Below are 25293 nucleotides of genomic sequence, written 5' to 3' on the forward strand. Positions count from 1 at the left end.
AGCATGCTTTATAACCAACAAATCACCGCGCATCTGTGCAAATTCGTGAATTCATAATACACTGACGGGCTACATCGTGCGCATGTGCTCGCTTTCTTTCAGGTATGCAACTTTTACCCTATCAAAGCAGGTACAGTTTTGTGCTGTGTGAGCGTTCACGCGGCAGAGTTATTGATACAGGAACACTATGGCAGGCTTAAAACGTATTATTCTTATCGACACGCATTTACCAGGCGTGGTCGAGCTAAAGCTTGATGGACACACCAATATTTGTGGTACCAATGCGTCGGGTAAAACCACGCTTCAACGACTTATTCCCGTGTTTTACGGCGAGTACCCAAGTCGCGTGGTACCGGCAACCCGTGACAGCTTTGAACGCTGGTATTTGCCTCGTTTATCTAGCTTTATTATCTATGAATACACGCGTGCCGAAGGTGACCTTTGCCAAGCAGTATTAAGCTCAAACGGAACGGGCGTTAATTATCGTTTAATCGGCAAGCCATTTGAAATCAGTGACTACTTAATAGAGCAAAAGAACGGCAAACACGCTAGTGTAAGCAGCGCCGAGCTTGCACGTGCCATGAAGCGTAACAACATATTGGTTACGAGCTTACTTAATACGAAAGACTTCCGTGCCATCATTCAAAACGACCACGGGGTGCTTAACCAGAGTAACAATGCCCGTGAGCTATTAGGCTACGCCAAAATCTTTAGCCTTTGCGAACCGTCGAAACACATGCGCCACATTGAGAAGTTGGCTAAAGCGGTTCACTCTAAAGAAGGCAAGATGGAAACTATCAAGGCCATGATTGCCGCCATTTTAGAAGAGGATGGTGTTACGCCACCTACTTCAGGCCTAAGCCTCCACCGCGTCGATGACTGGATTAAAGAATGTCACTTAATTAAACAGTTCGACAAAATTCGCCCTGAATTTTCTAAACTCGAACAAGCTGACATGGCGCTAACCACAACAGAGCAAGTGCTTGCTAACCTTAAGCATAGCTTCGAGCTTGATAAGACCTACTTGGCTGCGCGCGTTGAAACAACAAAGAATGAACTGGATGAGAATAGCTTCCAGCGCAAACAAACGGACAGCGAGTGGGGTGATACCCGTGATCACCTAAACCAGGTAATTTCATCTGCTCGCGCTGATGTTGAGAAGTTCACCAGTGAACTTGATACGGTAGAGCGTGAATTCGATAAATGGCAAGACGAAAATATTGAGCAGCTTAAAGAAGACGTGGCAAATCTAGCGCAGTGGCAAAATGAAAAGGCCATGGCCGATAGTCGCTATGTACTGCTTACTGAAAAACACCAAGATATTGAGTCGGCCTACAACAAGCGCTTGGCTGAGCTAGGTGAAAAGCTGTCAATTACTCTAGAAGAAATGTCAGCCGCACGCCAAGAAGCCGCAGAGAATAAAGCTGAGCAGCAGCAGAGCGAGCGTGAAGCATTAAGTCGCATTCAGAGCGACTACAATTGCCAGCTAAGCGCGCTTCAGAACGATTACCAAAATAGTTTGAATGAGCTAAAAGTTGCTGAAGCTGAACTAAAAGCTTCACTAAGTAACGCAGGCTACAACGAGTTTGAACAATCTCAGCTAGATATTCTTGATGCGGCCATTAAAGAAGCATCTATCAATGAAGATGCAGCGCGCGGTGAGCTGCGACAAGCGCAGCAGGCGCACAGTAAATCAGTTGAGTTTCGCAAAGAATGTTCAAATGCGTTAGATAAAGCACGCAACGCCTTTCAACAAGAAGAAAAAGCGGTTAACAAGATTAATGCGCTTCTTTATCCTGGCGAAGGCTCGCTACTTGAGTTCTTGCGCGCCAATGTCGATGACTGGGAGTTATCCTTAGGTAAAGTTGTGCGTCCTGAGCTACTAGAGCGCACTGATTTAGCGCCTGCTATGGCAAAGGATGCACAAGGCGACAGCCATACCTTTATGGGCGTTAAGTTAGCACTTACTGAACTTGATACCCCAGACTATGCCTTTACCGAGCAATCGCTTAAGCAGCAACTGCAAGAAGCTGAAATTCGTCAAGCCGCTGCCCTGGCTGCGCAAAACGAATGCGAACAGCGCTTGGCGAAAGCGAACGAAGATGTGCGCAACGCCGAGCTTGTGGTTACCCAAAAAGACAACGCTGTTAAGAGTGCCGAAGCCAGCCGTAAACGCGCACAGCAAGACCGCGATACGGTACTTAGCGAATATCAGCAGGCGCTTTCTGCACGTAAGCAAAAAGCCAAAACTAAGCTTGAAGCGAATCAGCAGTCGCAAAAGCAAGCGAAGGCTCAGTTTGAGCTTAGTCGTGACGAAATCAAAGATCAGCAGCGCGAAGCGGAAACCGAACACAAATTCCATTGGCAGCAGCTTATCGCTGACAGTGAAGCACGTATATCTCAGCTTGATAGCGACATGCGTAAGGCGAAAGACAATGCTGCCCAAGATCGCAAAGATATGCAGGATTGGCTAGAAAGCGAATTGAGCAATCGCGGTGTGGATGTTGATGAAATAGGTCAGCTTAAAAAGCAAATCAATAAGCTTAAAGAAGACATAACGCGCACTGAAACCCACCGTCATAAAGTAGCCGACTACGAGCGTTGGTACACTAACGTGTTTACCAAGCAAAAAGTGGTATGGCAGGAAGGCTTGTCTAAGTCGCGTAAGTTATTGGGCGAATCTGAGCGTAATTTAGCCAGCAAACAAGCAACCTATAAAGCTAACCGCGAACAGCTTCAAGAGCAGCACGGACAGCTTGAAACTACGCTTAAAACTGCCAGTGAGCACTTGGAACAGGTTAAAACCTTAAGTAAATCTCTTGCCAAGCTTACGCTTCAGGCAGGTGATGAAACGGCTGAAATTAAGCACGACGATGTAAGTATTGGTCAGCGTATTTCAGAAGTGCAAAGCCAGCTTCAAGAGCGCGAAAACTTACTAAGCGATATTCGCGCCTATGTAGAGCGGTTCGATCAGCTTATTGCCGCGCAAGCGGGCACAGGGCTATCTGATACGTGGGAGCGCGCCCGTGAAGAGTGTGCAACGCTGAACGCCCACGGCGTGAAGAGCTTTGATCATCGCCGTATGGTGTCGCATTTGGCACAGCTTCTAAACGTGATTGTTCCGCAGAAGCTACAGGGCTTGCGTGAGCAAGGGCGTATCTTTGGTGCCGATCTTTCGCAATACTACTTTGTACTTGCCGATATCGACAAACGCATTGTGTCGCAAAGCCGCCGTATTACCCAAGAGGTCGACGGCGACCTTTCTCTTGATGGTGTATCAGACTCGGCTGTTAAAATTCGCTCACGTATTAGTGAACTTGAATTCTGGCCCGAACTTGAGCAATTCAGAAAGCTCTATGAGCACTGGATGGAAGAGGGGGCTAACGAGTTACCAGAGGAAGAGTACGGTCAAAGTATGCGCCGGGTTCTTGATATTCTTGGCCGTGCAGCGCTTACGGGCGGCATTAGCAAGCTACTTGATATCGAGCTACACCTTCGTGAGGGTAAAAGTGACCTTGTCATTCGTACTGATCGCCAGCTTAACGAGTCATCAAGCCACGGTATGGCCTACCTTATTCTGTGTAAATTCTTACTCGCTTTCACCCGTCTGCTGCGCGGCGATGCCGACGCCACAGTGCATTGGCCGATCGATGAACTAGGTACACTTCACCAAAACAACGTGAAGAAAATCTTTGAAGCGTGTCAAAACAATAACATTAGTGTAGTCGGCGCATTCCCTAACCCAGAATCGGAAGTACTGACATTGTTTGAAAACCGCTACTTGATAGATAAGGTAACCCGCCAACTGCAGGTGGTTCAGCCAAAAGCAAGCTCTATAGGGGCGCGCATTAAACAGAAAAAAGAAGCAGAAAAGAACAGTGAAGTAGCAGGTGAGGAGACATCAGCATGATGACAGAACAAGGCCGTGTACTAAGTGCACTTCTACAAGGCGCGTTTATATGTCAGGTGACCGATGAAGAGGCATGGCGTTATCTTAAATCAAGAGACAACGCTGCGCAGTTAGAACCTCATTTAGCGTTATTAAATCGTACATTATCGACCACCGCTGAGGGTGACGTATTCTTTGCCAGCTTCCTCACCATTGGTGAGAACGAGCGCAAAGTGCTTACACAGCAGTTCCAAGATACAGCATCTAACCTAGTGCCTCTGGTAGAGTGGTTATTGCTAGTTCAGCAAGCTAATGAATCTGATATGCCCATTACCATGGGTAGCGCTATTCGATTAAACGAGCTGCAAACTACCATTGAAGATACGCCCGCCTATGCTGAGCAGTTAGAGAAAATATCGCGCTATCGCATGTTTGGTTCTACCAGTGTGAATTTGGATGGTCAGCTAAAGCAGGTGTTTAAACGCTTAACTGAAATGGGTTATCTGATTAAGCCAAACCCAGATAAACAGATTTATTTGGGCACTGGCAAAATTGAACACCTTTACGAAATGCTACGTTTCATTGATGAAACCGAAGCGCTGAGTTTATCTGAGCAGGCGGAGGCCGCTATTTCTCAAGGTAGCTTGATATGAGTCAGGTGTTAATTCAGGCAGGAACTAAACTATTAAACGCATTGGGTCGTCACAGCGACCTTATCATGCAGGCGTACATTAATGGTTCAGTAAAAGAGCGCGATCACAGCCCTAAGGTATTAGACCAGCTTGTTCAACTAGGCGTATTGTGGCGCCCGGAAGCGCAAAGCGAACTGCGTTTGAAAAGCGCGGTGAGAACGCTTTTAGAGGGGAGCTTACAAGACGAGCGCAACCGGACTATCAACGCCAATATTGGTGCGTCGCTGGCAAGCCTTAAAACCCTAACTGAGCACTATAAAGAAGCCCTTCACTACAACAAGTACAATGAAGCGGCAGCCCACATGGGCGATTTAACCGAGCATGTCTATCAACTTTCAGAATCATTGAGTAATAGCGTACGTGTCATGTTTGGCCGTATTAACAATGAGTTTGGCTACGTGTCTTCGGTTGAAGCTAAAATTCGCGAAAATGAGCTAGCGCAAGGACAGGTAACCGACTTACTTGCTCAGCTTGAGTGTTTCCGCTTTGATGAGTTAAGTGAACTGGCAGGATCTAACCGCGAACTTCGTCACTTGCTGGTGGTGTCGCTACAGCAGCGCTTTGCCAAGGCCGCACAGGAGTTGTCAGTAGTACAAGCACGCTTATTAGACTTGTTGGGTCGGTTCAGAGAGTTCCAAGGTCGAACACGCTTGCTTAAAGGCTTCTTGCTACACATGGAGCAGCAGCCTGATTTTGCTCCAGGCAACTACGCTAACCTGACTAACGTACCTGTGTTGTTTAACCAATCGGACGCGATTATTGCTAACGCTGCTCCAGACGTGAACAACGTTGAGCATGAAGCCGATTACCAAAATATAGTGGCGTCGTTAACCCACGTACACAAACGTCAGACTAAGCACGAAGACACGAAGCCAGTCGATATTGATGTGACTGAGCAATCAACTTTGTCACTTGAAAAAGATCCATTGCAGCAAGCGGTAGAAGCGTATTTTTGTGAAGTCATCGATTCCGGTCAGCCTAAAACGGCGCTGGATTACTTTGAGGAACAGGCTTTAGACTTTGATCCTGAAGTGTGGATTTATCAAGTAATTGGTGGGTATCAAGCCCTGAACGATGAAGATAAGCAGTTTTTTGCATTAGAATCCCATGGTAATAACGATAAAGTCTATACGGGCAATTTCTACATAAACGATATCACGTTAGGCTTGCGTTAACGTCATTTCTTAATTTTACCCATCGCCTGTAAAAGTAAGTCTGGCCCACGTTTATTAAGGGTGTGCCAGGCTTTCATACAACGCCAACGGTTCAAATTTAAACGTAAGTTAACAATGTTGATTAACTTCGTTCTTTTCTTTTTCACGCCAATTTTTGCGATGTGTGACACTTGGAACCTGTCAAAAAACACCTATAATGCAATAGGTGTTTACACTTATTTAACATTGTGAACTAAAAGCTTCATCGCGGCGTAACACTATCGTCAATTCAGCGGTCTACATTATTAGCCCTGTTAAACCTTTGAACCAAGTTAAAGGTTTATAGGTCCTATCGTAGTTCAACAACGACGCGTTATTGATGCTTTGGGTGTTAAATAGCTCGGTGTAGACACAAAAAAATTATCGCTACTGCTAGGACGCAGAGCATGTTGTGGTACTGCCGCGTACAGTACGAAGAGGAAGAGTGTTATGCAATTATCAGAAGAACAAAGTTTTAACCAAGCCCTTATCAAGCTTTCAGTATTACTTTATCAAGTCGACGGAATGGTCACACTGTCGGAACAAGACTACCTGAATGCAATGGTTGAGTCTTTAGACTGGCAAAGCCCAATCTGTCGCGAAGCATTTCTAAACGACACGATATACCAAACGCGAAAGGCCATTGACACCGGCGATGCCAGGACGTTTTTACGCAGTTTGAAGCACGACCTATCGTTTGATGCCGAGAAAACGTTAGAGGTTGCAATGGCGATCACGGGCGTTGATGGCGAACGAAGCGAGGAAGAAACCGAACTGCTATCATTACTTACCCATAAATTACTCGCCAAAGCATTAGTTTCGGGTAAAGATACACTGCAATAATCGCTTTTTATTGCCATAGACCTAAACGTTAACAATGCCAAATTTTACCGTTAAAGCAGCACACGCATGTGCTGCTTCTCTCGCGCTGTTCTTATTGAGCGGCTGCCATTCGTCGCACAGTTCTCAGTTCAGCGCCAGTGCACAGGCCTTCCCGGTTGGTGTGCAGCCTTTCGATAATTACCTAAATGAAGTTGAACGTTACTTGCTTGAACATAGGGCATTTATTTCTGACGACAAAGCACAAGAAATGTCCATGAATATGCCATTTGAATGCGGCACACAATACCGCAATATTGGCGTCTTGTTAGTTCATGGATTAGGCGATTCACCTTACTTTTTTCGTGATGTCGCCAACGCCATGTGCAGAGAGGGCATTCACGTTAGAACCATCTTGTTGCCGGGGCACGGCTCAAAACCCGGAGACATGCTAAATGTTAGCTATCAGCAGTGGCAGACAGAAACTAATCATCACATACGACTATTTTCCGAAGAAGTAGACAACCTCTACATTGGTGGCTTTTCGACGGGCGCTAACTTGACCACAATAGCAAGTTTTTCGATGGCTGAAGAGCTTGATATAAAAGGGCTAATGCATTTTTCACCAGCCTTTAAATCACGCTTCTTTGTGTCCCGTTTAGCGCCTTATATTGACTCATTATTTCCCTGGCCTAATGTTGAAGAAGAAGATAACCCAAGCCGCTATAACTCCACTGCAATGCCAGGGTTCGCTGCCTATCAAGAAAGCGTAAATGTGCTTCAAGATTTATTCTCTAAATCGGAAAAAGAAAAGCGTGCGTTGAATTTACCTGTGCTTATGGTGGTGGCAGAAAAAGACAGTGTGGTTGACACATCAAAAGTAGCTGAACAGTTTAGAGATAATTTTACTCATCCACACAAGTGTTTATTGTGGCAGGGTGAGGATGAACCCGATGTACCTGAAAATACACTCGTCATGCAAACCATGAAGGTCCCGGAGCAGCGGATTAGCGCAGCCTCCCATATGAGTACACTTTTTTCAGATAAGAACCCGCTATATGGTACTTCGAGTGACTTTCGCATATGTGATAACGGTCAAGGTAGTGACGCTGAAGCGCGCTGCAAAGCGGGCGAAGAAGTGTGGTATGGGCCGTGGGGATTTGAGCCCGATAACGCTGATGAAGAGTTAGCAACTAATAAGAAAGATAAAGTGTATGCAAGGCTAACCTACAACCCTTACTTTGATAGAATGGTCGATCAACTACTCGCCTTTACTGGTAAAGCCAAAGTCAAAGCGTTCTGTAAAACCTACTAGGGCAGTAGGTTCTTAATCCATTTGAAAGCTCTAGCATCAGCCGTTTTTTAATAAAAAAACGCCCAAGCCTTAACGCGGGAAGTAACACTTGTTGTGACAACACACGTAGCTTGGGCGTCTCTCTTAATTCTCAAAGCAAACCTAGCGCACAGTAGCCGTTTAGATGCCGCTTAAATAGGCATAGCGCCTACTTAAGCGGGAAAATCCTAGGAATGCTGTGCGTTGGCTTCTTCCATTTCCTTCTCAAGCTTAGCGCTTTCGTCTGCACGTGGCTTGGTAAATCGGGCAAGTGCAAGATACAAAACCGGTGTCAGGTAAAGGGTAAATACTACGGCAATACCCAATCCACCAAATACGACCCAGCCAATAGCATTACGAGCTTCTGCGCCAGCGCCTGTGGACAGAATGAGCGGCAGGCCACCTAGGATTGTTGAAACCAGCGTCATCATAATAGGGCGTAATCGCACTCTACCAGCCTCAACGATAGCATCGTAAATATCATAACCCTTATCGCGAAGCTGGTCGGCAAATTCAATCAAAAGAATCGCGTTTTTGGCGAGAAGACCTATCAACATTACCAAGCCAATTTGCGAGTAAATATTAATGCTGGTGCCGGTTAAAAACAGGGCATAGACCGCGGCTGCAATACCAAAAGGAACGGTAAGCATAACCACAACCGCACTGTTCACACTTTCAAATTGTGCAGCCAATACAAGCAGTACAATGACAAAAGCCAACACATAGGTAAGCGCTACTTGCTTAGACGTTTCCTCATAAGTTTGTGCTTCGCCAAGAAACACAAGTCCGATACCGTTCGGTAATGATTCTGCTGCTAGATTGCGAATATTTTCCACTACATTACTAAGCGCTACGTCTTCGGGCAATTCCATTTCCAGCTTAATTGCGCGGCGCTGTGCCTGACGCTCTAATTCAGCGGCAACACCTTCTTCACTGATGAAAGCTACGCTAGAAAGAGGCACCAAGTTTCCGTCAGTACTTTTCACATATAAGCTAGTAAGCTCAGATGGATCTAATGTACTGCGATTATTAGTTTGCAGCATGATAGGGATAGATTGGTCGCCCACATTCAAATCTGCGATATCATCGCCGTTCACAGCGGCGCGCAGGGTACTTGCTATATCGGTAAGCGGCACGCCCAGTTCTTCAGCACGGCGTCTGTCAATATTTACTCTCATCTGAGGTTGGGTAGGGTCGTAGCTGATTCTCGGTCTACCTAGTTCAGGTAGTGCATCTTCAATCTGACGAGAGAATGCTTGTGAAGCTTCGAAAATGTTTTCATAAGTGTCGCCAGTTAAAGCTATTTCAAGCCCGCCGCTTTGACCGCGAAGGTTCAAACTATTGCCGCCGAAGGCACTACCTGGCGCACCAGGAATTTGCTGAAGCTTAGGGCGTATTTCATTTACTACTTCTTGCAGAGATTTGTCTCGGTCATCCCAATGCTTCAAAGGCGCTGTGATAAAGACGATGTTGGGATCCCACGAACCGACTACCGTGTAAATGGAATCTATGGTGCCGTTATCCACATAGGGAAGCAGCAGTTCTTCCATCTTTTCAGCTTGTCTGTCCATAAAGTTTAGGCCAGCACCGTCTGGACCTCGTGCAAAAATACGAATTGTGCCTCTGTCTTCGCTTGGCAGTAATTCATTATCGATATTTTGCGATAAAATATAAGCGCCACCGCCTGCTGCTAAGCTTAACACACCAACTACCCAGCCATATTTGAGCGCTTTTAATAATGACGCCTGATACAGGCGCAAACAAGCGTTGCCAAAACGGCCAAAGGTCCTGCTAAACAAACCGCTTTCTTTCGCTTCTTTCACCTTAAGTCGGGCGGTAAGTGCAGGAACCAAGGAAAGGGCGACGAAAGATGAGATTATAACAGCGCCAGCTAATACGCCTCCAAACTCCCTGAATAAAAGCCCTGCAGTAGAAGGAAGGAATGCGATGGGAATAAATACTGAGGCGAGTACAGCGGTTGTTGCTACCACTGCGAAGAATACTTCTCGTGTGCCCACCACGGCAGCCGCACGGGCACCTAGACCCATACTTCTACGACGCTGTATATTTTCAGAAACCACAATAGCGTCGTCTACTATCATGCCCGTGGCCAATACAAGAGCGAGGAGGGTAAGAATATTAATGGAAAAGCCCATGCCCCAAATAATAGCCAGTGCACCCGCTAACGAAACGGGTATCGACAGGGCTGGGACGATGGTGGCGCGCCACGAACCGATAAATACTAACAATGTAACAACAACCAGCGCTACGGTAAGGCTGAGAGAAACGACCACTTCTTTAACCGAGTCGCGGATAAACTCTGCATCATCGGACGTTACTACGATATGCATATCAGTAAAACGCTTGTCGAGGTCTGCGACCATGGCCAGCACTTCATCTGAAATCTCGATCGTATTAGAGCTTGCTTGACGTATTACGCCAACGCCTATGACTGGCGTTCCATCCAAACGAACTACGCTGGTGGTGTCGGCAGGGCCGAAGTACACACTGGCAACATCATTAATGCGAATGTCACCGCTTACAACAATGTTACCCACATCTTCTGCCGATACCGAAGTTGCATCAGCTCGCACGATTAACGCTTGTTCGGCAGATTGAATACTGCCAGCGGGTACATCAAAAGGCGCAAGCGATAGTGCATTAGCAATGTCACTCATCGATAGGCCAAAACTGGTTAATCGTAGAGGATCCACAGAAACGCGCAGCACACGCTCTCTTTCTCCATCTAACATAACGTCGGCAACGCCAGGAATGCTTAAAAACAATGGTGCTACATCGGTGTCGACACGTTCGGTGAGCGTCTCCATGTCCAAGGTATTACTTGAAATAGCAAGGCTTACGACCGCCTGAGCGTCGCTGTCGGCCCGAATGATCGATACTTGTTCGACATCTTCCGGAAGCTGTCGCTGAATTCGACTGACCGACTCACGTACTTCGTTAGCCGCGTCTTCCAAGTTAACGCCGGGGCGAAACTCAACCCGAACACGGGCCGAGTTTTCTTCACTTTGCGCATAGATGTCTTTGACGCCACTCACACGCGCAACCGCACCTTCAAGGCGACCAGTTACTTCGGCATCTACTGTTTCAGGAGATGCGCCGGGAAATTCTGCTGTAACGGTTACCTGAGGTGTATCTACATCGGGCAGTTCGCGCACTTCAAGACCGCTCAATGCAGCAAACCCAGCGATAGCAATAAGTAGATTTAGTACAACAATAAGAACCGGGCGTCGAATAGATAGCGATGGTAAGTCGCTAACTGACGAAGATAGGTTTGGATCACTCACCTTGAGGCCCTCCGGCCAGTTCGGTAGTAATCTCTTGTCCGGTACGTAAGCGTTGTACACCTTCAGAAATTAGTGTGTCACCTTCTTCAATGTCGCCCGAAACAAGGATAGTTCCTCTAAGACGCTGATGAACACTCACGTCAACACGTTTAGCCTTACCGTCTTCGGCAAGCCATATGTAAGCGCCAGTAGCTCCCCACAAAAGTGCGGCTTCTGGAATGGCAGCAAAGCGATCGCCTTCAATGCTTAAATTAACCCGAAAGCTCATGCCAGGGCGAAATTGATCAGAAGAGTTGTCGAGTAATGCTCTAGCGCGAAGCGTTCTATCTGCCTCGTTGATACGAGAATCAACCTGAGCTATTTCGGCTCTTACTAGTTTCTCTCTGTCACTCCATGGCTCAAGCGTTACGTTTGGCGCATTCAGTAAAACGGGCAATGCTGCTTCAGGCGCTCTGAAGTTAATAAAGAGTTTGCTTCTGTTATCCAGTGTAGTGATCACAGTCTGCTCGTTAATGCGATCGCCTACTTCAACGTCAGTTATGCCCACAACACCGTCAAAAGGCGCTACGATGTGTCTGTCTTGTAAATCGGCTTGAGCTTCTTCCAATGCAACTTCTGCAAGGTCACGTTGAGTGCGTGCTAAGTCCAATTCACTGACCGGTACAGCGCCTTGCTTATAGCTTGATGCTAATCGTTCTACGGTGCGCTGTGCGTCTTCCAAAGTGAGTTTGGCGCGTTTTAATGCCGTTTGCTGGCGTCTATCATCAAGACGAACAAGCACCTTTCCTTTTTCTACTGTTTGCCCAGGGACAAAGTTAATTTCTGTTACTTCATCAGCGACGGCAGGATACAACACAATTGAACGAACGGCTTCAGCACTACCTACTGCTTCCACTTTTCGCGTTTCGTTCATAAATTCAATGGGCTTGGTTACTACAAGCTTTGCTTGCCTGTCTCCCATAAACTGCGCATTTGCAGTTTGCACCATCATTAAAAAAAGAGCGCAAAGACCTGTCCATGTCTTCATTGCACCATAGAATGAATTTTTCATTTTAAACCCGTAGCGTTATTGGAACCTGTGCAGAAAAAGCTGCTGGCCCTTTATTTTTGTATTACCAAAACGTATGTTTTGTAGTCGATTGGTCGACCTCGTTGTTTGTACCGTATAGCACCACAGGCGGTTCAGCTAAGCAATTGCAGTTCGGCGTATTCCCTGTACAGGGTATCGCTTTTCATTAACGATGCATGGTCGCCGCTTCCTACGACCTGACCTTTATCCATAACTAATATGCGATCGGCGTGCTGCACCGTCGCAAGTCGGTGAGCAATCACAATGCTGGTTTTACCTACCATTAATCTATCTATCGCTTGTTGAACCATACGCTCACTCATCGCATCAAGCGCACTTGTTGCTTCATCGAGGAGTAAAATTGGGCGGTCGGCCAAAATAGCGCGAGCAATAGCAATACGTTGTTTTTGACCGCCAGAAAGTTTTACGCCTCGTTCGCCTAACTGTGTGTTGTAGCGCTCATCTAGGTTATCGATAAATTCGTGGGCAAATGCCTGCTTCGCTGCATTTATCACGGCGTCGTCACTTGCATGTGGGCTGCCGTAGCGAATATTTTCCAACACGGTATCAGCAAAGACGACGGGCTCTTGGGTAACTATCGCAATATGTTGGCGCAGAACGTCTACAGGCATTTTGTTGATAGGCGCACCATTGAACAGTATTTGTCCGGCACTTGGGTCGTAGAAGCGCATTAATAATTGAAATAGCGTTGTTTTGCCTGCGCCACTTGCTCCTACCAGAGCAAGACGTTCTCCTGCTTGAATGTTAATGTTTAAATTATCAAACAAAGGTTTGCTGTTGGGGTAAGCAAAGCTGACATTTTCCAATTCTATTTTTGGTGCCGCTTTGGAGATTATCGGTTTAGCGCTTGCTCCTTTTAATGCTGAGTACGTTGAAGAAGCAGAGGCTTCAGCTGTGTCACCATTCAAAGATCGAATAGAAGGCTCAGTGGTAAATAGCTCGTACAAACGCTCACTTGCACCAACTCCTCGCTGTACTTCACCAATGACTTCGCTGATTGTGGCCACACTGCCGCCAGCCATTACGGCATAGAAAAGGAAAGCGGAGAGTTCACCTACGGTCATAGTGCCGTCTAATACTTGTCTTGCCCCCACCCAAGCAATAAAGATGATGGCCGTCATACTGATACACATGATGCAGCCAATAAGTAGTGAGCGATAGTGAATACGCTTTTTAGCTACGTCCATGGCAAGCTCTACCTTTTTAGAGAAATGCAGTCGTTCGGCATTTTCAGCGGTATAGGCCTGTACGGTCATAATTTCATGGAGACTTTCATCAATGCGAGCACCCAAGTCTGCCACTTTGTCTTGGCTTTCTTTGGCATAACGGCGCACTTGAGGCGCCAGTACTTTGATAGGAACCAGCACGGCGGGTACTGCAACAATTACACAGAAGGTAAGAAGGGGACTAGAAAACGTCATAAGTGCCAGTGCACCAACGAAAGTCACGACCGAGCGAAGGGTCATCGACAAACTCATTCCCACTACAGTCTGGATAATTGTAGTGTCGCTGGTAAATCGAGAAATGACCTCGCCAGTTCTAAGTTCCGCAAAAAATGAAGGCGGAAGAGACAGCAAGTGCGCATATACCTGGTTTCTGATATCAGCACTAACCCGCTCGCCAAGCCAAGTCATTAAGTAAAAGCGCGCATATGTTGCTAAACAGGCCACGATAGTAATGGCTAGCACTAATACTGTGGCTTTGTTTAACGTATCCGCTGCGTTTTCTATGAAGCCGCTGTCGATAGCGTACTTAATGCCTTGCCCAAGTAAAAGCCATGCAACTGCGGCCGTGAAAAGTGCTATAACTGCACCTACAACGCGCGTTTTGTAGCGAAGTAAATGTGAGCCAATCCACTGTAAGACTTGTTTGGTTGATACACTAGCGAGTGGTGTTGTCAAAATTACCTCTTCATGCGCATAACTAATTCATAGCGTTGATTTCGCTACGCTTATTAAAATTCATTATTTGGATTATACGGCAAAGCATGTACATTGGACGTAGGCAATGCGATTACAGCGGCAGTATTTACGCTGGGATGAAAGTTAACGTCGCAGAAGCAAAGCAAAATAGTTAAAACGGGAAAATAACGATGAGTGAAGCACGTACTTTGTATTATGTTCATGATCCTATGTGCAGTTGGTGTTGGGCATTCGTTCCTACTTGGGAGCAAATACAGCGTGAGTTACCCAACGACATTGAGGTTGTCTACTTGCTTGGCGGGCTCGCACCGGATAGTGATTTACCTATGCCGGAACAAATGAAACTTACTATTGCAGGCTATTGGCAAACTATTCAAGATCGTGTGCCTGGAACACAATTCAACTATGATTTTTGGACAAAGTGTCAGCCTCGTCGTTCGACCTATCCTTCGTGTCGAGCAGTTCTTGCTGCAAAAGCGCAGGCTAGAGATAGCGATGAAGCAAAAGCATTAGAGAAGGCAATGATCAAGGCAATTCAAGAAGGGTATTACCTGAATGCGAAAAACCCGTCGGATTTTGATACCTTGATAGCATTTGCTGAAGAAATAGGGCTCGATGTCGAGCGCTTTGAAATAGCACTCAATAGTGAAAGTACAATTGAGAAATTAAACGAAGAAATGCATATGGCGCGTAGTATAGGCGCCCAAGGCTTTCCCAGCTTAATACTCAAATCAAACAAATTTGCCGAGGCAGAAGAGACAAAATCACAAGCGCTTAAAAAGCCACAGTGGCAAAACGTTCCCTACGACTATAACGACGCAAGTGTAACCCTGCGTCGTCTATAATCGTTATTGAAAAAAGCGAGTACTTTTAAACTGTGCCTTCCTTGCATTGTTCAAGGCGTAAATCTCCCACCGATTTTGGGTATTCAACACGGGTTGTAACGATGTCAGAAACAGGGACGCCAGAATCCGTTTCTTGGAGCCATACTTTCATATCGTGATGGTCACGAGATTGGTTGAGCGAGTAACGCTTGCCGCCTTCTAAGTTTACATCTAGCCTAACTATCGCCTCGCGAGTGGTACCATCAGGCAGGTCAGTGTTTACGACACTGGCTTGAACAAATAGAACATGCTCTCCCGGCTCAACATCCCGAAGAACTAACGCACCGTTAGGGCGTTGGTTAAAACACATCAACTTTACGTACTCTCGCTTATTGTCAAAGGCTTCTCCGCGGTTAGCGAAAAAGTCTATACGAGCTTCATTGGGTTGGACTTCTGCTTGTTGTGTGACCATATCTGTAGCGGATGAACACGCGAAAAGTGGAGCAATTGATGCAGCGAGTATGAGTGATGATAATTTCATTCGAATAATCCTTCTTCGTGATCCATTTACTGAAGCCTTTGATTAACAAATGCGCCAGAGAAAAACTAAAATCCGGTTAACTGCCATCCTTTAAACTGCATATGGCTTAAGTTTTTTATCCACACTAAATCCTAGTGCTACGTTAACAATACACCACCAGATGATATTTTAAAGAAATTTACGAAAGGTCATGCATGTGTATTTGCGTTCTTAGACCATCACCTACTTACGGGAGCGATATTGAACTAAACAAAGGATAAATCAGGTTTTTACTTGCATTGAGTGGTGATATCCGTATAATTCGGCGGCCTTCTAATTGGTGTCTAATTTTTAGACGTTGGTTGAAGGCTTAAGTTAACGGTAACGCTACAACGAGTTTGAGGCATTTATGGTTACTATTCGTTTACAGCGTGGTGGCGCGAAAAAGCGTCCATTTTATCAACTAGTGGTGGCTGATAGCCGTCGTGCAAGAAACGGTCGTTTCATTGAAAACATCGGTTTCTTCAACCCAACTGCACAAGGTCAAGCGGAACGTCTTCGCGTAGATCTAGAGCGTGTTGAATACTGGGTTGGTGTAGGCGCGAGCTTATCAGATCGCGTTTCTAGCTTGGTAAAAGAAGCGAAAAAATCTGCAGCGTAAGCTGTTATTAACTGGTGGTATAGATGAGTCTAGCGTCTGACAAAGTGATTGTTGGCAAAATTGGCGCACCGTACGGTGTTAAAGGTTGGGTCAAAATCAACAGCTATACAGAAACGCCAGAAGGTATTTTTGATTACGCGCCATGGTTTCTTGGCGATGAAAAGGAATACCAAATTGACCAGTGGCGACCGCACGGTAAAAGCCTCGTTGCAAAAATTGTGGGCGTTGATAGTCGAGATGATGCTGAGCGCATCAAAAACTTGGATATCAACATAAATGCTTCACAGCTGCCTGATTTAGGCGACGAAGGGGTTTATTGGCGTGAGCTCACCGGCATGAAAGTAGTAACAACGCAAGGTTACGACTTGGGTGTGGTGAAAGAAGTGTTTAATACAGGTGCTAACGACGTGATTCACGTTAAAGCGAATGTAGGCGATGCTTTTGGTCAAAAAGAAAGACTATTACCTTTTGTGTTCGACGAAGTCGTACAAGAGGTGGATAAGGAAGCGAAGATCATTAAAGTTGACTGGGACCCGGGGTTTTAAGTGACACCGGAAAAGTGGTTCGGCGTTGTTAGCCTGTTTCCAGATATGTTTGCCCCTTTTACCCAACAGGGTGTTATAGGTCGAGCAGTTAAGTCTGGAACGTTATCGGTTGACACCTTCAACCCCCGTGACTTTACACATGATCGCCATCGTACAGTAGACGATCGCCCCTACGGAGGCGGACCCGGTATGCTGATGATGGTAAAACCGCTAACCGACGCAATACAAGCTGCCAAGAAAGTTGGTGGCGAAAAAAGTAAGGTGATCTACTTATCACCACAAGGGAAACCCCTTGACCAAGCAGGCGTACAGCGCCTTGCTAACATTGACCGCACAATTTTAATTTGCGGCCGATATGAAGGCATCGACGAGCGAGTAATCGAAAGCCATGTAGATGAAGAAGTCTCTATTGGTGATTACGTGCTAAGCGGCGGTGAACTGCCAGCAATGGTCCTTATGGACGCGGTTGCTCGATTAGTTCCTGGCGTGTTGGGGCATAAAGCCTCAGCAGTTGAAGATTCTTTCACTGACGGTCTTTTGGATTGTCCGCACTATACGCGGCCCGAAATACTCGATGGTCAAAAGGTACCTGATGTGTTGTTAAGTGGGAACCATGAAAAAATTAGGCAGTGGCGATTGATGCAATCATTAGGTAGAACCTGGCAGCGTCGCCCTGAATTGTTAAATCACCTAGCTCTGACTGAGGAGCAGCAGCGTTTGCTTGAATTATTCCAAGCGCAACTGCAGCAAGATGACAGTTAACTAGGACGAGAGGATATGATGAGCAAAGTCAGTCAAGATATCATCAAAAAAATCGAAGAAGCACAGCTAAAGACTGATGTTCCTGCGTTTGGTCCAGGTGACACAGTAGTTGTTAAAGTTCGCGTTACCGAAGGTGACAAAGAGCGTCTTCAGGCTTATGAAGGTGTTGTTATCGCTAAACGTAACCGTGGTCTGCACTCGTCTTTTACCGTGCGTAAAATTTCTAGCGGCGAAGGCGTTGAGCGTGTGTTCCAAACACACAGCCCGGCAGTTTCTTCAATTGAAGTGAAACGTCGCGGTGCGGTTCGTCGTGCTAAGCTTTACTATCTACGTGAGCGTTCAGGTAAATCTGCACGTATCAAAGAGAAGCTTAACTAAGATTACTAATCCTTGCGTTATTGTTAACTTCGAAAAAGCCCGCTTTAAGCGGGCTTTTTTGTGCCTGCAATTCGATCCATTCAATCTGTTTTTTAATACAAGCATTAAGGTTTCTTAATAGAGAGAAGGATGAGTACAGAATACTTTATCGTGTTAGGCGTTGTTGGCGTCGCATTTTTTGCTGTATCGGGAGCATTGCTGGGGCATGACAAAAGTATCAATGGGTTTGGCATCGTCGTTGTCGGCGTGATGACAGCCCTTGGCGGAGGTACTTTAAGAGACCTCCTATTAGGAAAACCTATTTTCTGGGTAGAAACCTCAGAGTATCTACTAGCAACCTATTCAGCTATATTCGCGACAGTCTTATTCATTCGCTATATGCCTTCTCCTTCCAATTTTTACTTTATACTTATCGACACCATAGGGCTTGCTATTTTTAATGTCATAGGCATCGAGAAAGCACTTATTAGTGGAACCGGAATGATTGTCGCCCTAACGATGGGTATGACAACCGGTATCTTCGGGGGCTTGATGCGCGATGTGGTTTGCAGAGAAGTACCTTACGTTATGCGTGGAGATGTTTACGCGAGTGCATGTTTTGCCGGTGGTCTCACTTACGCCGCCTTATTTGCCCTAGACATCCCTTACATTTGGTGCATTTTAGGTTCTATCTCTGTAACAGTTTTAATGAGAATTGCATCGTTGCATTGGGGGGTTAAAGTCGATCTTTTTAGGAAGAGAACACCAAGGCCTAACTAACAGTGTAGAGTCCAACATCGATATGCCCATGAAAAGACTTATTAGCAAATATCGGTGAAGCGTCTTAAGTGACGCTTCACCATAGCGCCGGTTATTGTTATGCCATGAGTGATAGCGATTCTATTAACGGTTTGTTCTCGTTATCGATAGTGTGGATGATATGTTTGTGTAGACGCTTTTTGTGTTCGCCAAAAATGCCACGCTTTTTATCAAAGGTCTTAGCGTAGTTCAGCGCACCTTCCATCAAGCTCTCTTGTGTATCGTACGCCTTTTCTACCACGTGATCTTGCTCTAATTCTTTACCAGATACACGCCTTCCGGAAAGCTTCATTTCATTAAATCTGTAATACGGCATCGCTTTTTTAACAAACTCAATCATACCGGGCAGAAAGGGGATTGATAAATCTACTTCAGGGAAACAGAAGAAGCCTTTGTCTGCGCGCATAAATCTGAAGTCGCAAGCGCACGCCAAAATTGCTCCGTTTCCGAAGGCGTGTCCGTTGATTGCAGCAATAACGGGAAGAGGGAACAGAAGCAGCGCTTTAAACACGTCATCCATACCGTACATAAATTGCTTTATTTCCTCAGTGCGAGCTGCTTTCATCGCTGGCATTAGCCAGTCTGTGTCTATACCTAGACTAAAGCATTTCTCATCATTTGATGTGATCACTAGCGCTTTACAGCTTTCATTACTTTTAAAGGTATTTAACGCTGAAAGCATCTCCTTTGCGAAGAGAGGATTGTGGCGGTTCTCTCCATTTTGCATGGTTAGAATGGCGACGTCGCCAGTGTAGGTTAGGGCTAAATTTTGCATTGTGTTCTCATTATTATTTCATTGTCGCAATGATACAAAATCCTGACAATAAATGAGAAATTTAGCTTATTTATGTTGGTCAATTACGCCATTAAATTCGTGGAGCATTTGAAAACGTAAGGGCGGGATGTCACTACAAAGCGTTTGACTAATGAGGTAATTCGGAACAAGCCTCACTGTCGATTAAAAATTGTGCTATCCCTATGCACTATTGCCATTCAGTCATGCTCATTCGCTTCGAATCTACCCTAGATTAAAGTATTATTCGTTATTACTTGCGCTATTACGCTTGAGTTGCTAAAAAGTCAATGACGTTAAAGAAATATAGAAAAAGCTGGTTGTACAATAAAGTTTACATGCAGATTACACACTCTTTTGGCGTTTAATTTTCCGTTTTTTATTTGTAGTTAAGAGAGTAAGAGAGCTCCCATGATCAAGGACACCGTAAATAATGTTCACGTAAGTACCGAAGATGTACTTATAACCCCTGAAGCGCTTAGTGCTGAATTGCCTGTGTCAGACAAAGCGTTAGCGGCTATCTCTGAGTCTAGAAAGATTGTTTCAGATATCATTCATCGTCGCGACCATAGATTGCTTGTAGTGTGTGGACCATGTTCTATACACGACGTTGAAGCCGCGAAAGAGTACGCACTTAAGCTTAAAGAGCTTCATGAATCATGCAAAGACACACTATTTATCGTTATGCGTGTGTACTTCGAAAAGCCGCGTACCACAACAGGTTGGAAAGGTTTAATTAACGACCCGCATATCGACGGTACATTTGATATTGAAACCGGTCTTCGTAAGGCAAGAGAGTTGTTAATTTGGCTTGCAGAATTAGAGCTGCCTGTTGCAACAGAAGCACTGGATCCAATTAGTCCACAATATCTTGCTGAGCTATTTAGCTGGGCTGCTATCGGTGCGCGTACCTCTGAATCGCAAACCCACCGTGAAATGGCCAGCGGCCTGTCTATGCCTGTAGGATTCAAAAATGGTACAGATGGAAGCCTAGATATTGCCATAAACGCCCTTAAATCGGCGGCATCGGGTCACCGCTTTATGGGAATCAATAAGCAAGGCCAGGTAAGTATTATCGGGACCAGCGGTAATCCAGATGGCCACATTATTTTGCGCGGTGGAAAGCAGCCTAACTACGACTCGGTTTGCGTATCAGAGTGCGAGATTGAGTTGCAGGATGCTGGTTTAACAGCGGGCTTAGTAGTAGATTGCAGCCATGCGAACTCTTCAAAAGATTATCGCCGTCAGCCATTGGTTGCACAGAACGTGGTCAATCAAATTCTAGAAGGCAATCAGTCTATCATTGGCGTTATGTTGGAAAGTCACTTGAAACCCGGTAATCAAAAAGCTGAAGGTAAAAAGCCAGAAGAACTTGAGTATGGTGTTTCAATCACAGACGGATGTATTGATTGGGAAACAACAGAGAACTTAATATCTCAAACCAGAGATAAGTTAATAACTGTGTTACCCTTACGCCAAAATAAGCGCACGGTGGCATAAATCCAAGCAACGCCTAAAGTGGCAAGAAAAATTTGCCAATAAGCCCCGTGCCATTTGATTCAAGGATAAGACAGAATGGCCGATTTATCGCAGCACTTAAAAAAGTTAGATACGCTGCGTGAAGGTATCGACGAGCTGGATACCCAGCTTGTCGAATTACTCGCAAAACGCAATCAAATTACAACCCAGGTCGGTCAAATTAAGGCTGAAGCTGGTATGCCCGTTTATGTACCAGAGCGTGAAAAAGCGTTGATCGCATCCCGCCGTGCTCAGGCAGAAGCACTTGGGGTGTCGCCCGATCTCACCGAAGACTTATTACGTCGAGTAATGCGAGAGTCTTATCACACGCAAAACAACAAATATCGCTGTGTGAAACCTGATGTCGACAACGTTGTTGTAATTGGTGGAGCAGGGGCACTTGGCCGTGTGTTTGTGAGCTTGTTCGAACGAAGTAATTACAACGTTTCAGTTGTTGAAAAAGACGACTGGGAAAGTGGTAGAGCAACCTCGTTATTAAGCTGTGCTTCACTGGTTGTTGTTGCAGTGCCTATTAATCTAACCGAAGCCGTGATTAGCAAGCTTACTATGCTGCCAGAGGATTGCGTGCTTGCAGATATAACCAGTATTAAAGCTAAGCCACTTGAGGCGATGCTTGCCGCACACAATGGTCCGGTTGTTGGACTGCACCCCATGTTTGGTCCTGACGCGCCTGGCATGATTAAACAGGTAGTGGTAGTGTGCGACGGGCGTGGCAGTGAGAAATACAGTTGGCTCATTGAGCAAATGCGAATTTGGGGTGCTACCATTCACGACTCCAGCGCACAAGAACATGACCAAGCCATGGCTTATATTCAGGTAATGCGTCACTTCAACACGTTTGTGTACGGGCAACACTTAAAAGGTGAAGATCCTAATCTGGAATCACTCACCATGTTTAGCTCACCTATTTATCGTTTAGAACTCGCAATGGTAGGCAGGTTATTCGCTCAGTCACCACAACTTTATGCCGATATTATTTTCAATAACCCTGATAACTTTGCACTTCTACGTCGCTTTTACGAACGTTTTGGGATTGCATTGTCATTACTTGAGAATGGCGACAAAAAAGGCTTTGTAGAACAGTTCATGAAGGTCGGCGCGTGGTTCGGAGATTATGCGAAGAAGTGTTTAGTAGACAGCAAACAGATGTTGTTAAAAGCGGATGATGGTCAGCTTTTAAGAGACAAGTAGTTTTGACCGACTGTTTATAGCGATAGCTAATTTAAGGTAGCCAACGTGACTCGCTCTCTTCGTTTGCCAATTACCAATACTTTCGCTGATGGCGGCTATTGTGTGAGAGCACATATAGGCGCGCATCAGCAGACCGTTCATCTTATTTTAGATACGGGAAGCTCAACCTTAGTGCTAGGCGACATTCATTATCATGTTGAACGTGATGGTGATGTGAGGTTCACCTACTACTCTCAATCAATTAAATATGCTGCAGGAAGTTGGCATGGCCCTGTTGTTAAGACCACGGTGCGCCTGGGCATTTTCGGTCACAGCATTTCGTTGCCGCAAACTTATGTAGCAATAGCGAAAGAATCGCAAGAGACAAAAGAATCTTGTTTTAAAAAAGCTGACGGAATTATGGGGTTAGCTTATCAACCGCTAAATCACGCCTATCGTTGCACTGACAAAATTACGTGTGAAATGAGCGAGCAAGCGTTTTTTGAAAAAGCGTTGGCCGAGCCTAACGAGTCAGCAATTATTAACCTAAAGACAGCTGATTACGTTGCGACCACACTCCCTAGCTACTTTTCTGAGTTAGAGCAGCGTCAAATTAACGCCGATAAATTCGCTTTTTGGCTACATCGCTCAAGCGTCTATAACGTAGATGGAAATTGTCTTCGCGCTGCGCTTGCACATAGAAAAAATCATGGCCTTTTTGTAATAGGTGAGCCTATTTTTCATCGAGACTTATATGCTCCTCCTATTATGTCTGTGAAGGTACTCCGCGATAAGTATTATAACGTCACGTTAAAAGCCGTAAAATGTGGAGAAAACGAAGGCATTAAAGCGCCGGCTTTGGATAAATCGGACGAAGCACGCTGGTGTTCAAATGCGATAGTAGATTCAGGAGCAACGGTGATTGGTTTGCCAGAATCTTTGTATAACGAAGTGATCGAGCAGATTTTTTGCTGTGTTGATAACGCGAAAACATTGCTTGAGCCCTTCGCTGCTTTCTCTTTAGAGGAGCAAGGAATAGACTTGGAAAAGCTAGATTTGGCACAATGGCCTGAACTAACGTTTGTTCTTGAAGGCGATGAGGGTGAAGATATTTTACTTTCGCTACCGCCTGAAGCCTACTGGCAGGAGCACGCCCCCACATTTAACCAAGCGTCCTTTAAAATATTCCCACTAAAACACTGGCCGAATCAAAGCATCCTCGGTCTTCCGCTGATCTCTCAATACTATACAATTTTTGACAGAGGACAGGGCACTAATGGTGTTGTATCGTTTGCACGAAAAGTGACATTGAGTGATACGGTTGACGCGCTTAAACATGTTTTTGATAAAAACAGCTAAAACCTAATAATAAGAAAGGAACAGTTACATGCAACAAGGCAGCCTAGTATGTGTAGGAACCGGGATGATGGTTGGAGCGCATTTATCGCCTATTTGTCAAAGTCATATTGAGCAAGCCGACGTCGTTTTCGTATGTGTAGCTGAGCACTACATGGAGGCATGGATCACCTCTTTGAACAAAAACACAGTAAACCTACAAACTTTCTATGGTGAAGGCAAAGATCGCCACGATACCTATGCTCAAATGACTAGCGCAATGCTAGAGCGTGTGGAGAAAGGCGAAAAAGTAGTTGGCGCTTTTTATGGACACCCTGGGGTTTTTGCAAAGGTGCCTCATGACGCTATCGCAATCGCTAAAAGTCGAGGGTTTGATGCTTACATGTTGCCGGGGATCTCAGCTGAATCGTGCCTATACGCCGATTTGGGCATAGACCCAGGTGCTCTAGGTTGCCAACACTACGAGGCAAACCAGTTTCTAGTATATAAACGAGAAGTAGATACGGCTGCGTATTTAGTTTTATGGCAGGTTGGGGTTGCAGGAGATTTCTCAAGTGCCGTTTTTACCTCCAGCTCTCTTCAACGAAAAAAGCTTACTGATAAACTGTTATCTATTTACCAAGCGAATGACAGCGCTATTTTATATGAAGCTGCAACCTTGCCCATCGATGAGTTCAGAGCTACGACGATTGCTATTGGTGAACTGCATAATCACGAAATTAACCAGCACTCTACACTTGTCATACCACCAGTTAGTAAACCAGTGATAGATGATGTCGATTACTCCAAAGGTACTAACTAGTGCAGTTCGCTACACCTCGTTTTACCAGCGCTTTACTTTGCCAGCAGTGGAAAGAGGAAACAGCAAGCTTGTACCAAAATAGAAAAATTATGCGATTAATAGGTGAGCCCCTTTCTGAGAAGGAAAGTGAAGTAGTCGCTAGTACTTTCATTGAAGCAAACAAAAGGCCTTGGCCAGCACAGAAGGTCTGGTCGATAACGTGTAATCAAACGCAGGCATTTTGTGGAATTCAGATGCTTTGTAAAAGCGTTTTACAAGACACTGCAGAGATTGGAATTATATTAGCGCCTTTAATGAACGGAAAAGGCGCGGCACGAGAAGCGATGGGCGCGCTAGTCGAATTTGGCTTGGAAAATCTCAATCTTCACCAAATTGTTGCCCAATTTGAAAAGCGTCACCTCGCTACAAAACGTCTAGTTACCCAATTAAACTTCAAACAGTCAAAGGACAGCCGTTTTCAGCCAAGTAAAACCAACTTGGTCACATTTACCTTTAATCGCTAGAATATTTGGTTACTTCATACCTAATAAACCAGTAAGTATTTCTGTTTTCAAAGGTAATTGATGCAAATAGTAACTGGTATAATATGTCTAAAATGCTATATATTTGATTAACAACTCATCAAATAGTTGCTAACCTATTAAACATTAATAACTATAAAGTAGAACAAACTCATGAAAGCGCTAAAAGAACTTCTCGCTATTGCACAAGATGCATCTAAGCAACGTGACACTGATGTAATTGCACAATTTAAAGCTGACCACGCAGACGCACTTTCTCAAGAGAAAGAAAAAATGTGGTGTCTTTTGATGCCAGAAGATGAAGAGCAAGACGCGCCTGGTGATGCACAAGAGAGTGAAGAAAAGAACCAAGTGTCACTTCACTAACTTTGATAGTTTAAA

At 45.3% G+C, this 25293-nt stretch carries 22 protein-coding genes; 17 read left to right on the forward strand and 5 right to left on the reverse strand.

Annotated elements, in window-relative coordinates:
* Positions 1-187 precede the first annotated feature (187 nt).
* The 5 genes from MHM99_RS08790 to MHM99_RS08810 all read left to right on the forward strand — a co-directional run bounded on the left by MHM99_RS08790 (position 188) and on the right by MHM99_RS08810 (position 7908).
* Positions 188-3910, forward strand: a complete 3723-nt coding sequence (locus MHM99_RS08790) for an ATP-binding protein (protein WP_239219021.1) — start codon at positions 188-190, stop codon at positions 3908-3910.
* Positions 3907-4542 carry a hypothetical protein gene (locus tag MHM99_RS08795; protein WP_014976014.1) on the forward strand — a complete coding sequence of 212 codons (636 nt, stop codon included), beginning with the start codon at positions 3907-3909 and terminating at the stop codon, positions 4540-4542. Before MHM99_RS08790 ends, MHM99_RS08795 begins: the two co-directional genes overlap by 4 nt.
* Positions 4539-5756, forward strand: a complete 1218-nt coding sequence (locus MHM99_RS08800) for a phosphoenolpyruvate carboxylase (protein ID WP_075176223.1) — start codon at positions 4539-4541, stop codon at positions 5754-5756. The genes MHM99_RS08795 and MHM99_RS08800 overlap by 4 nt, the downstream gene beginning before the upstream one ends.
* Positions 5757-6224: 468 nt before the next feature.
* Complete coding sequence (locus tag MHM99_RS08805; RefSeq protein ID WP_239219023.1) at positions 6225-6617, forward strand: TerB family tellurite resistance protein; 393 nt, start codon at positions 6225-6227, stop codon at positions 6615-6617.
* Between the two features lie 34 nt (positions 6618-6651).
* Complete coding sequence (locus MHM99_RS08810) at positions 6652-7908, forward strand: alpha/beta fold hydrolase (protein WP_239219025.1); 1257 nt, start codon at positions 6652-6654, stop codon at positions 7906-7908.
* Positions 7909-8114: 206 nt separating this feature from the next.
* Here MHM99_RS08810 and MHM99_RS08815 read toward each other — a convergent pair whose 3' ends face one another.
* From MHM99_RS08815 to MHM99_RS08825, 3 genes are all read right to left on the reverse strand, one after another.
* Complete coding sequence (locus MHM99_RS08815) at positions 8115-11231, reverse strand: efflux RND transporter permease subunit (protein ID WP_239219027.1); 3117 nt, start codon at positions 11229-11231, stop codon at positions 8115-8117.
* Complete coding sequence (locus tag MHM99_RS08820; RefSeq protein ID WP_101563870.1) at positions 11224-12282, reverse strand: efflux RND transporter periplasmic adaptor subunit; 1059 nt, start codon at positions 12280-12282, stop codon at positions 11224-11226. The genes MHM99_RS08815 and MHM99_RS08820 overlap by 8 nt, the downstream gene beginning before the upstream one ends.
* Positions 12283-12413: 131 nt before the next feature.
* Entirely contained in the window at positions 12414-14222 is a 1809-nt protein-coding gene (locus tag MHM99_RS08825) for an ABC transporter transmembrane domain-containing protein (RefSeq protein ID WP_239219029.1), read from the reverse strand.
* Positions 14223-14413: 191 nt separating this feature from the next.
* On the opposite strand from MHM99_RS08825, the gene MHM99_RS08830 reads away from it, so the two are divergent.
* On the forward strand, positions 14414-15088 hold the full coding sequence (locus MHM99_RS08830; RefSeq protein WP_061094607.1) for a DsbA family protein: 675 nt from the start codon (positions 14414-14416) through the stop codon (positions 15086-15088).
* Between the two features lie 25 nt (positions 15089-15113).
* On the opposite strand, the gene MHM99_RS08835 is transcribed toward MHM99_RS08830, so the two are convergent.
* The gene (locus MHM99_RS08835) at positions 15114-15608 is read right to left on the reverse strand and encodes a hypothetical protein (RefSeq protein ID WP_239219031.1); all 495 of its coding nucleotides are present in this window, start codon (positions 15606-15608) and stop codon (positions 15114-15116) included.
* A gap of 388 nt (positions 15609-15996) precedes the next feature.
* Here MHM99_RS08835 and rpsP point away from each other — a divergent pair, with 388 nt between their 5' ends.
* The 5 genes from rpsP (at position 15997) to MHM99_RS08860 (ending at position 18692) form a co-directional block, all read left to right on the forward strand.
* Entirely contained in the window at positions 15997-16248 is a 252-nt protein-coding gene (rpsP, locus tag MHM99_RS08840; RefSeq protein WP_014948832.1) for a 30S ribosomal protein S16, read from the forward strand.
* A 23-nt stretch (positions 16249-16271) separates the two neighbouring features.
* Positions 16272-16793 carry a ribosome maturation factor RimM gene (gene rimM / locus MHM99_RS08845; RefSeq protein WP_049585864.1) on the forward strand — a complete coding sequence of 174 codons (522 nt, stop codon included), beginning with the start codon at positions 16272-16274 and terminating at the stop codon, positions 16791-16793.
* Entirely contained in the window at positions 16794-17555 is a 762-nt protein-coding gene (trmD, locus tag MHM99_RS08850) for a tRNA (guanosine(37)-N1)-methyltransferase TrmD (RefSeq protein WP_080986369.1), read from the forward strand.
* 18 nt (positions 17556-17573) lie between these two features.
* The gene (rplS, locus tag MHM99_RS08855) at positions 17574-17933 is read left to right on the forward strand and encodes a 50S ribosomal protein L19 (RefSeq protein ID WP_024015986.1); all 360 of its coding nucleotides are present in this window, start codon (positions 17574-17576) and stop codon (positions 17931-17933) included.
* A gap of 129 nt (positions 17934-18062) precedes the next feature.
* Entirely contained in the window at positions 18063-18692 is a 630-nt protein-coding gene (locus tag MHM99_RS08860; protein ID WP_014948836.1) for a trimeric intracellular cation channel family protein, read from the forward strand.
* A gap of 97 nt (positions 18693-18789) precedes the next feature.
* Here MHM99_RS08860 and MHM99_RS08865 read toward each other — a convergent pair whose 3' ends face one another.
* On the reverse strand, positions 18790-19506 hold the full coding sequence (locus MHM99_RS08865) for an enoyl-CoA hydratase/isomerase family protein (RefSeq protein ID WP_239219033.1): 717 nt from the start codon (positions 19504-19506) through the stop codon (positions 18790-18792).
* Positions 19507-19935: 429 nt separating this feature from the next.
* On the opposite strand from MHM99_RS08865, the gene MHM99_RS08870 reads away from it, so the two are divergent.
* From MHM99_RS08870 to MHM99_RS08895, 6 genes are all read left to right on the forward strand, one after another.
* Complete coding sequence (locus tag MHM99_RS08870) at positions 19936-21024, forward strand: 3-deoxy-7-phosphoheptulonate synthase (protein ID WP_014948838.1); 1089 nt, start codon at positions 19936-19938, stop codon at positions 21022-21024.
* Positions 21025-21099: 75 nt separating this feature from the next.
* Entirely contained in the window at positions 21100-22254 is a 1155-nt protein-coding gene (gene tyrA / locus MHM99_RS08875) for a bifunctional chorismate mutase/prephenate dehydrogenase (RefSeq protein WP_014976023.1), read from the forward strand.
* A 45-nt stretch (positions 22255-22299) separates the two neighbouring features.
* Complete coding sequence (locus tag MHM99_RS08880) at positions 22300-23592, forward strand: pepsin-like aspartic protease (protein WP_239219035.1); 1293 nt, start codon at positions 22300-22302, stop codon at positions 23590-23592.
* Positions 23593-23620: 28 nt separating this feature from the next.
* Complete coding sequence (locus MHM99_RS08885; protein WP_039227276.1) at positions 23621-24391, forward strand: SAM-dependent methyltransferase; 771 nt, start codon at positions 23621-23623, stop codon at positions 24389-24391.
* Positions 24391-24894 carry a GNAT family N-acetyltransferase gene (locus MHM99_RS08890; RefSeq protein ID WP_239219037.1) on the forward strand — a complete coding sequence of 168 codons (504 nt, stop codon included), beginning with the start codon at positions 24391-24393 and terminating at the stop codon, positions 24892-24894. The genes MHM99_RS08885 and MHM99_RS08890 overlap by 1 nt, the downstream gene beginning before the upstream one ends.
* A 171-nt stretch (positions 24895-25065) precedes the next feature.
* Positions 25066-25278 (forward strand): hypothetical protein, encoded by a 213-nt coding sequence (locus MHM99_RS08895; protein ID WP_239219039.1) that lies wholly within the window; start codon positions 25066-25068, stop codon positions 25276-25278.
* Positions 25279-25293: the final 15 nt, after the last annotated feature.

Origin of the sequence: Alteromonas sp. MmMcT2-2 (genome assembly GCF_022348305.1) — a bacterium.
GTDB lineage: Bacteria > Pseudomonadota > Gammaproteobacteria > Enterobacterales > Alteromonadaceae > Alteromonas > Alteromonas macleodii.

Excerpts from the sequence above, each read along its gene's own strand:
- MHM99_RS08790 (WP_239219021.1), top strand. The coding sequence starts at position 188 with ATGGCAGGCTTAAAACGTATTATTCTTATCGACACGCATTTACCAGGC.
- MHM99_RS08795 (WP_014976014.1), top strand. The coding sequence starts at position 3,907 with ATGATGACAGAACAAGGCCGTGTACTAAGTGCACTTCTACAAGGCGCG.
- MHM99_RS08800 (WP_075176223.1), top strand. The coding sequence starts at position 4,539 with ATGAGTCAGGTGTTAATTCAGGCAGGAACTAAACTATTAAACGCATTG.
- MHM99_RS08805 (WP_239219023.1), top strand. The coding sequence starts at position 6,225 with ATGCAATTATCAGAAGAACAAAGTTTTAACCAAGCCCTTATCAAGCTT.
- MHM99_RS08810 (WP_239219025.1), top strand. The coding sequence starts at position 6,652 with ATGCCAAATTTTACCGTTAAAGCAGCACACGCATGTGCTGCTTCTCTC.
- MHM99_RS08820 (WP_101563870.1), bottom strand. The coding sequence starts at position 12,282 with ATGAAAAATTCATTCTATGGTGCAATGAAGACATGGACAGGTCTTTGC.
- MHM99_RS08830 (WP_061094607.1), top strand. The coding sequence starts at position 14,414 with ATGAGTGAAGCACGTACTTTGTATTATGTTCATGATCCTATGTGCAGT.
- MHM99_RS08835 (WP_239219031.1), bottom strand. The coding sequence starts at position 15,608 with ATGAAATTATCATCACTCATACTCGCTGCATCAATTGCTCCACTTTTC.
- rpsP (WP_014948832.1), top strand. The coding sequence starts at position 15,997 with ATGGTTACTATTCGTTTACAGCGTGGTGGCGCGAAAAAGCGTCCATTT.
- rimM (WP_049585864.1), top strand. The coding sequence starts at position 16,272 with ATGAGTCTAGCGTCTGACAAAGTGATTGTTGGCAAAATTGGCGCACCG.
- rplS (WP_024015986.1), top strand. The coding sequence starts at position 17,574 with ATGAGCAAAGTCAGTCAAGATATCATCAAAAAAATCGAAGAAGCACAG.
- MHM99_RS08860 (WP_014948836.1), top strand. The coding sequence starts at position 18,063 with ATGAGTACAGAATACTTTATCGTGTTAGGCGTTGTTGGCGTCGCATTT.
- MHM99_RS08865 (WP_239219033.1), bottom strand. The coding sequence starts at position 19,506 with ATGCAAAATTTAGCCCTAACCTACACTGGCGACGTCGCCATTCTAACC.
- MHM99_RS08870 (WP_014948838.1), top strand. The coding sequence starts at position 19,936 with ATGATCAAGGACACCGTAAATAATGTTCACGTAAGTACCGAAGATGTA.
- tyrA (WP_014976023.1), top strand. The coding sequence starts at position 21,100 with ATGGCCGATTTATCGCAGCACTTAAAAAAGTTAGATACGCTGCGTGAA.
- MHM99_RS08885 (WP_039227276.1), top strand. The coding sequence starts at position 23,621 with ATGCAACAAGGCAGCCTAGTATGTGTAGGAACCGGGATGATGGTTGGA.
- MHM99_RS08895 (WP_239219039.1), top strand. The coding sequence starts at position 25,066 with ATGAAAGCGCTAAAAGAACTTCTCGCTATTGCACAAGATGCATCTAAG.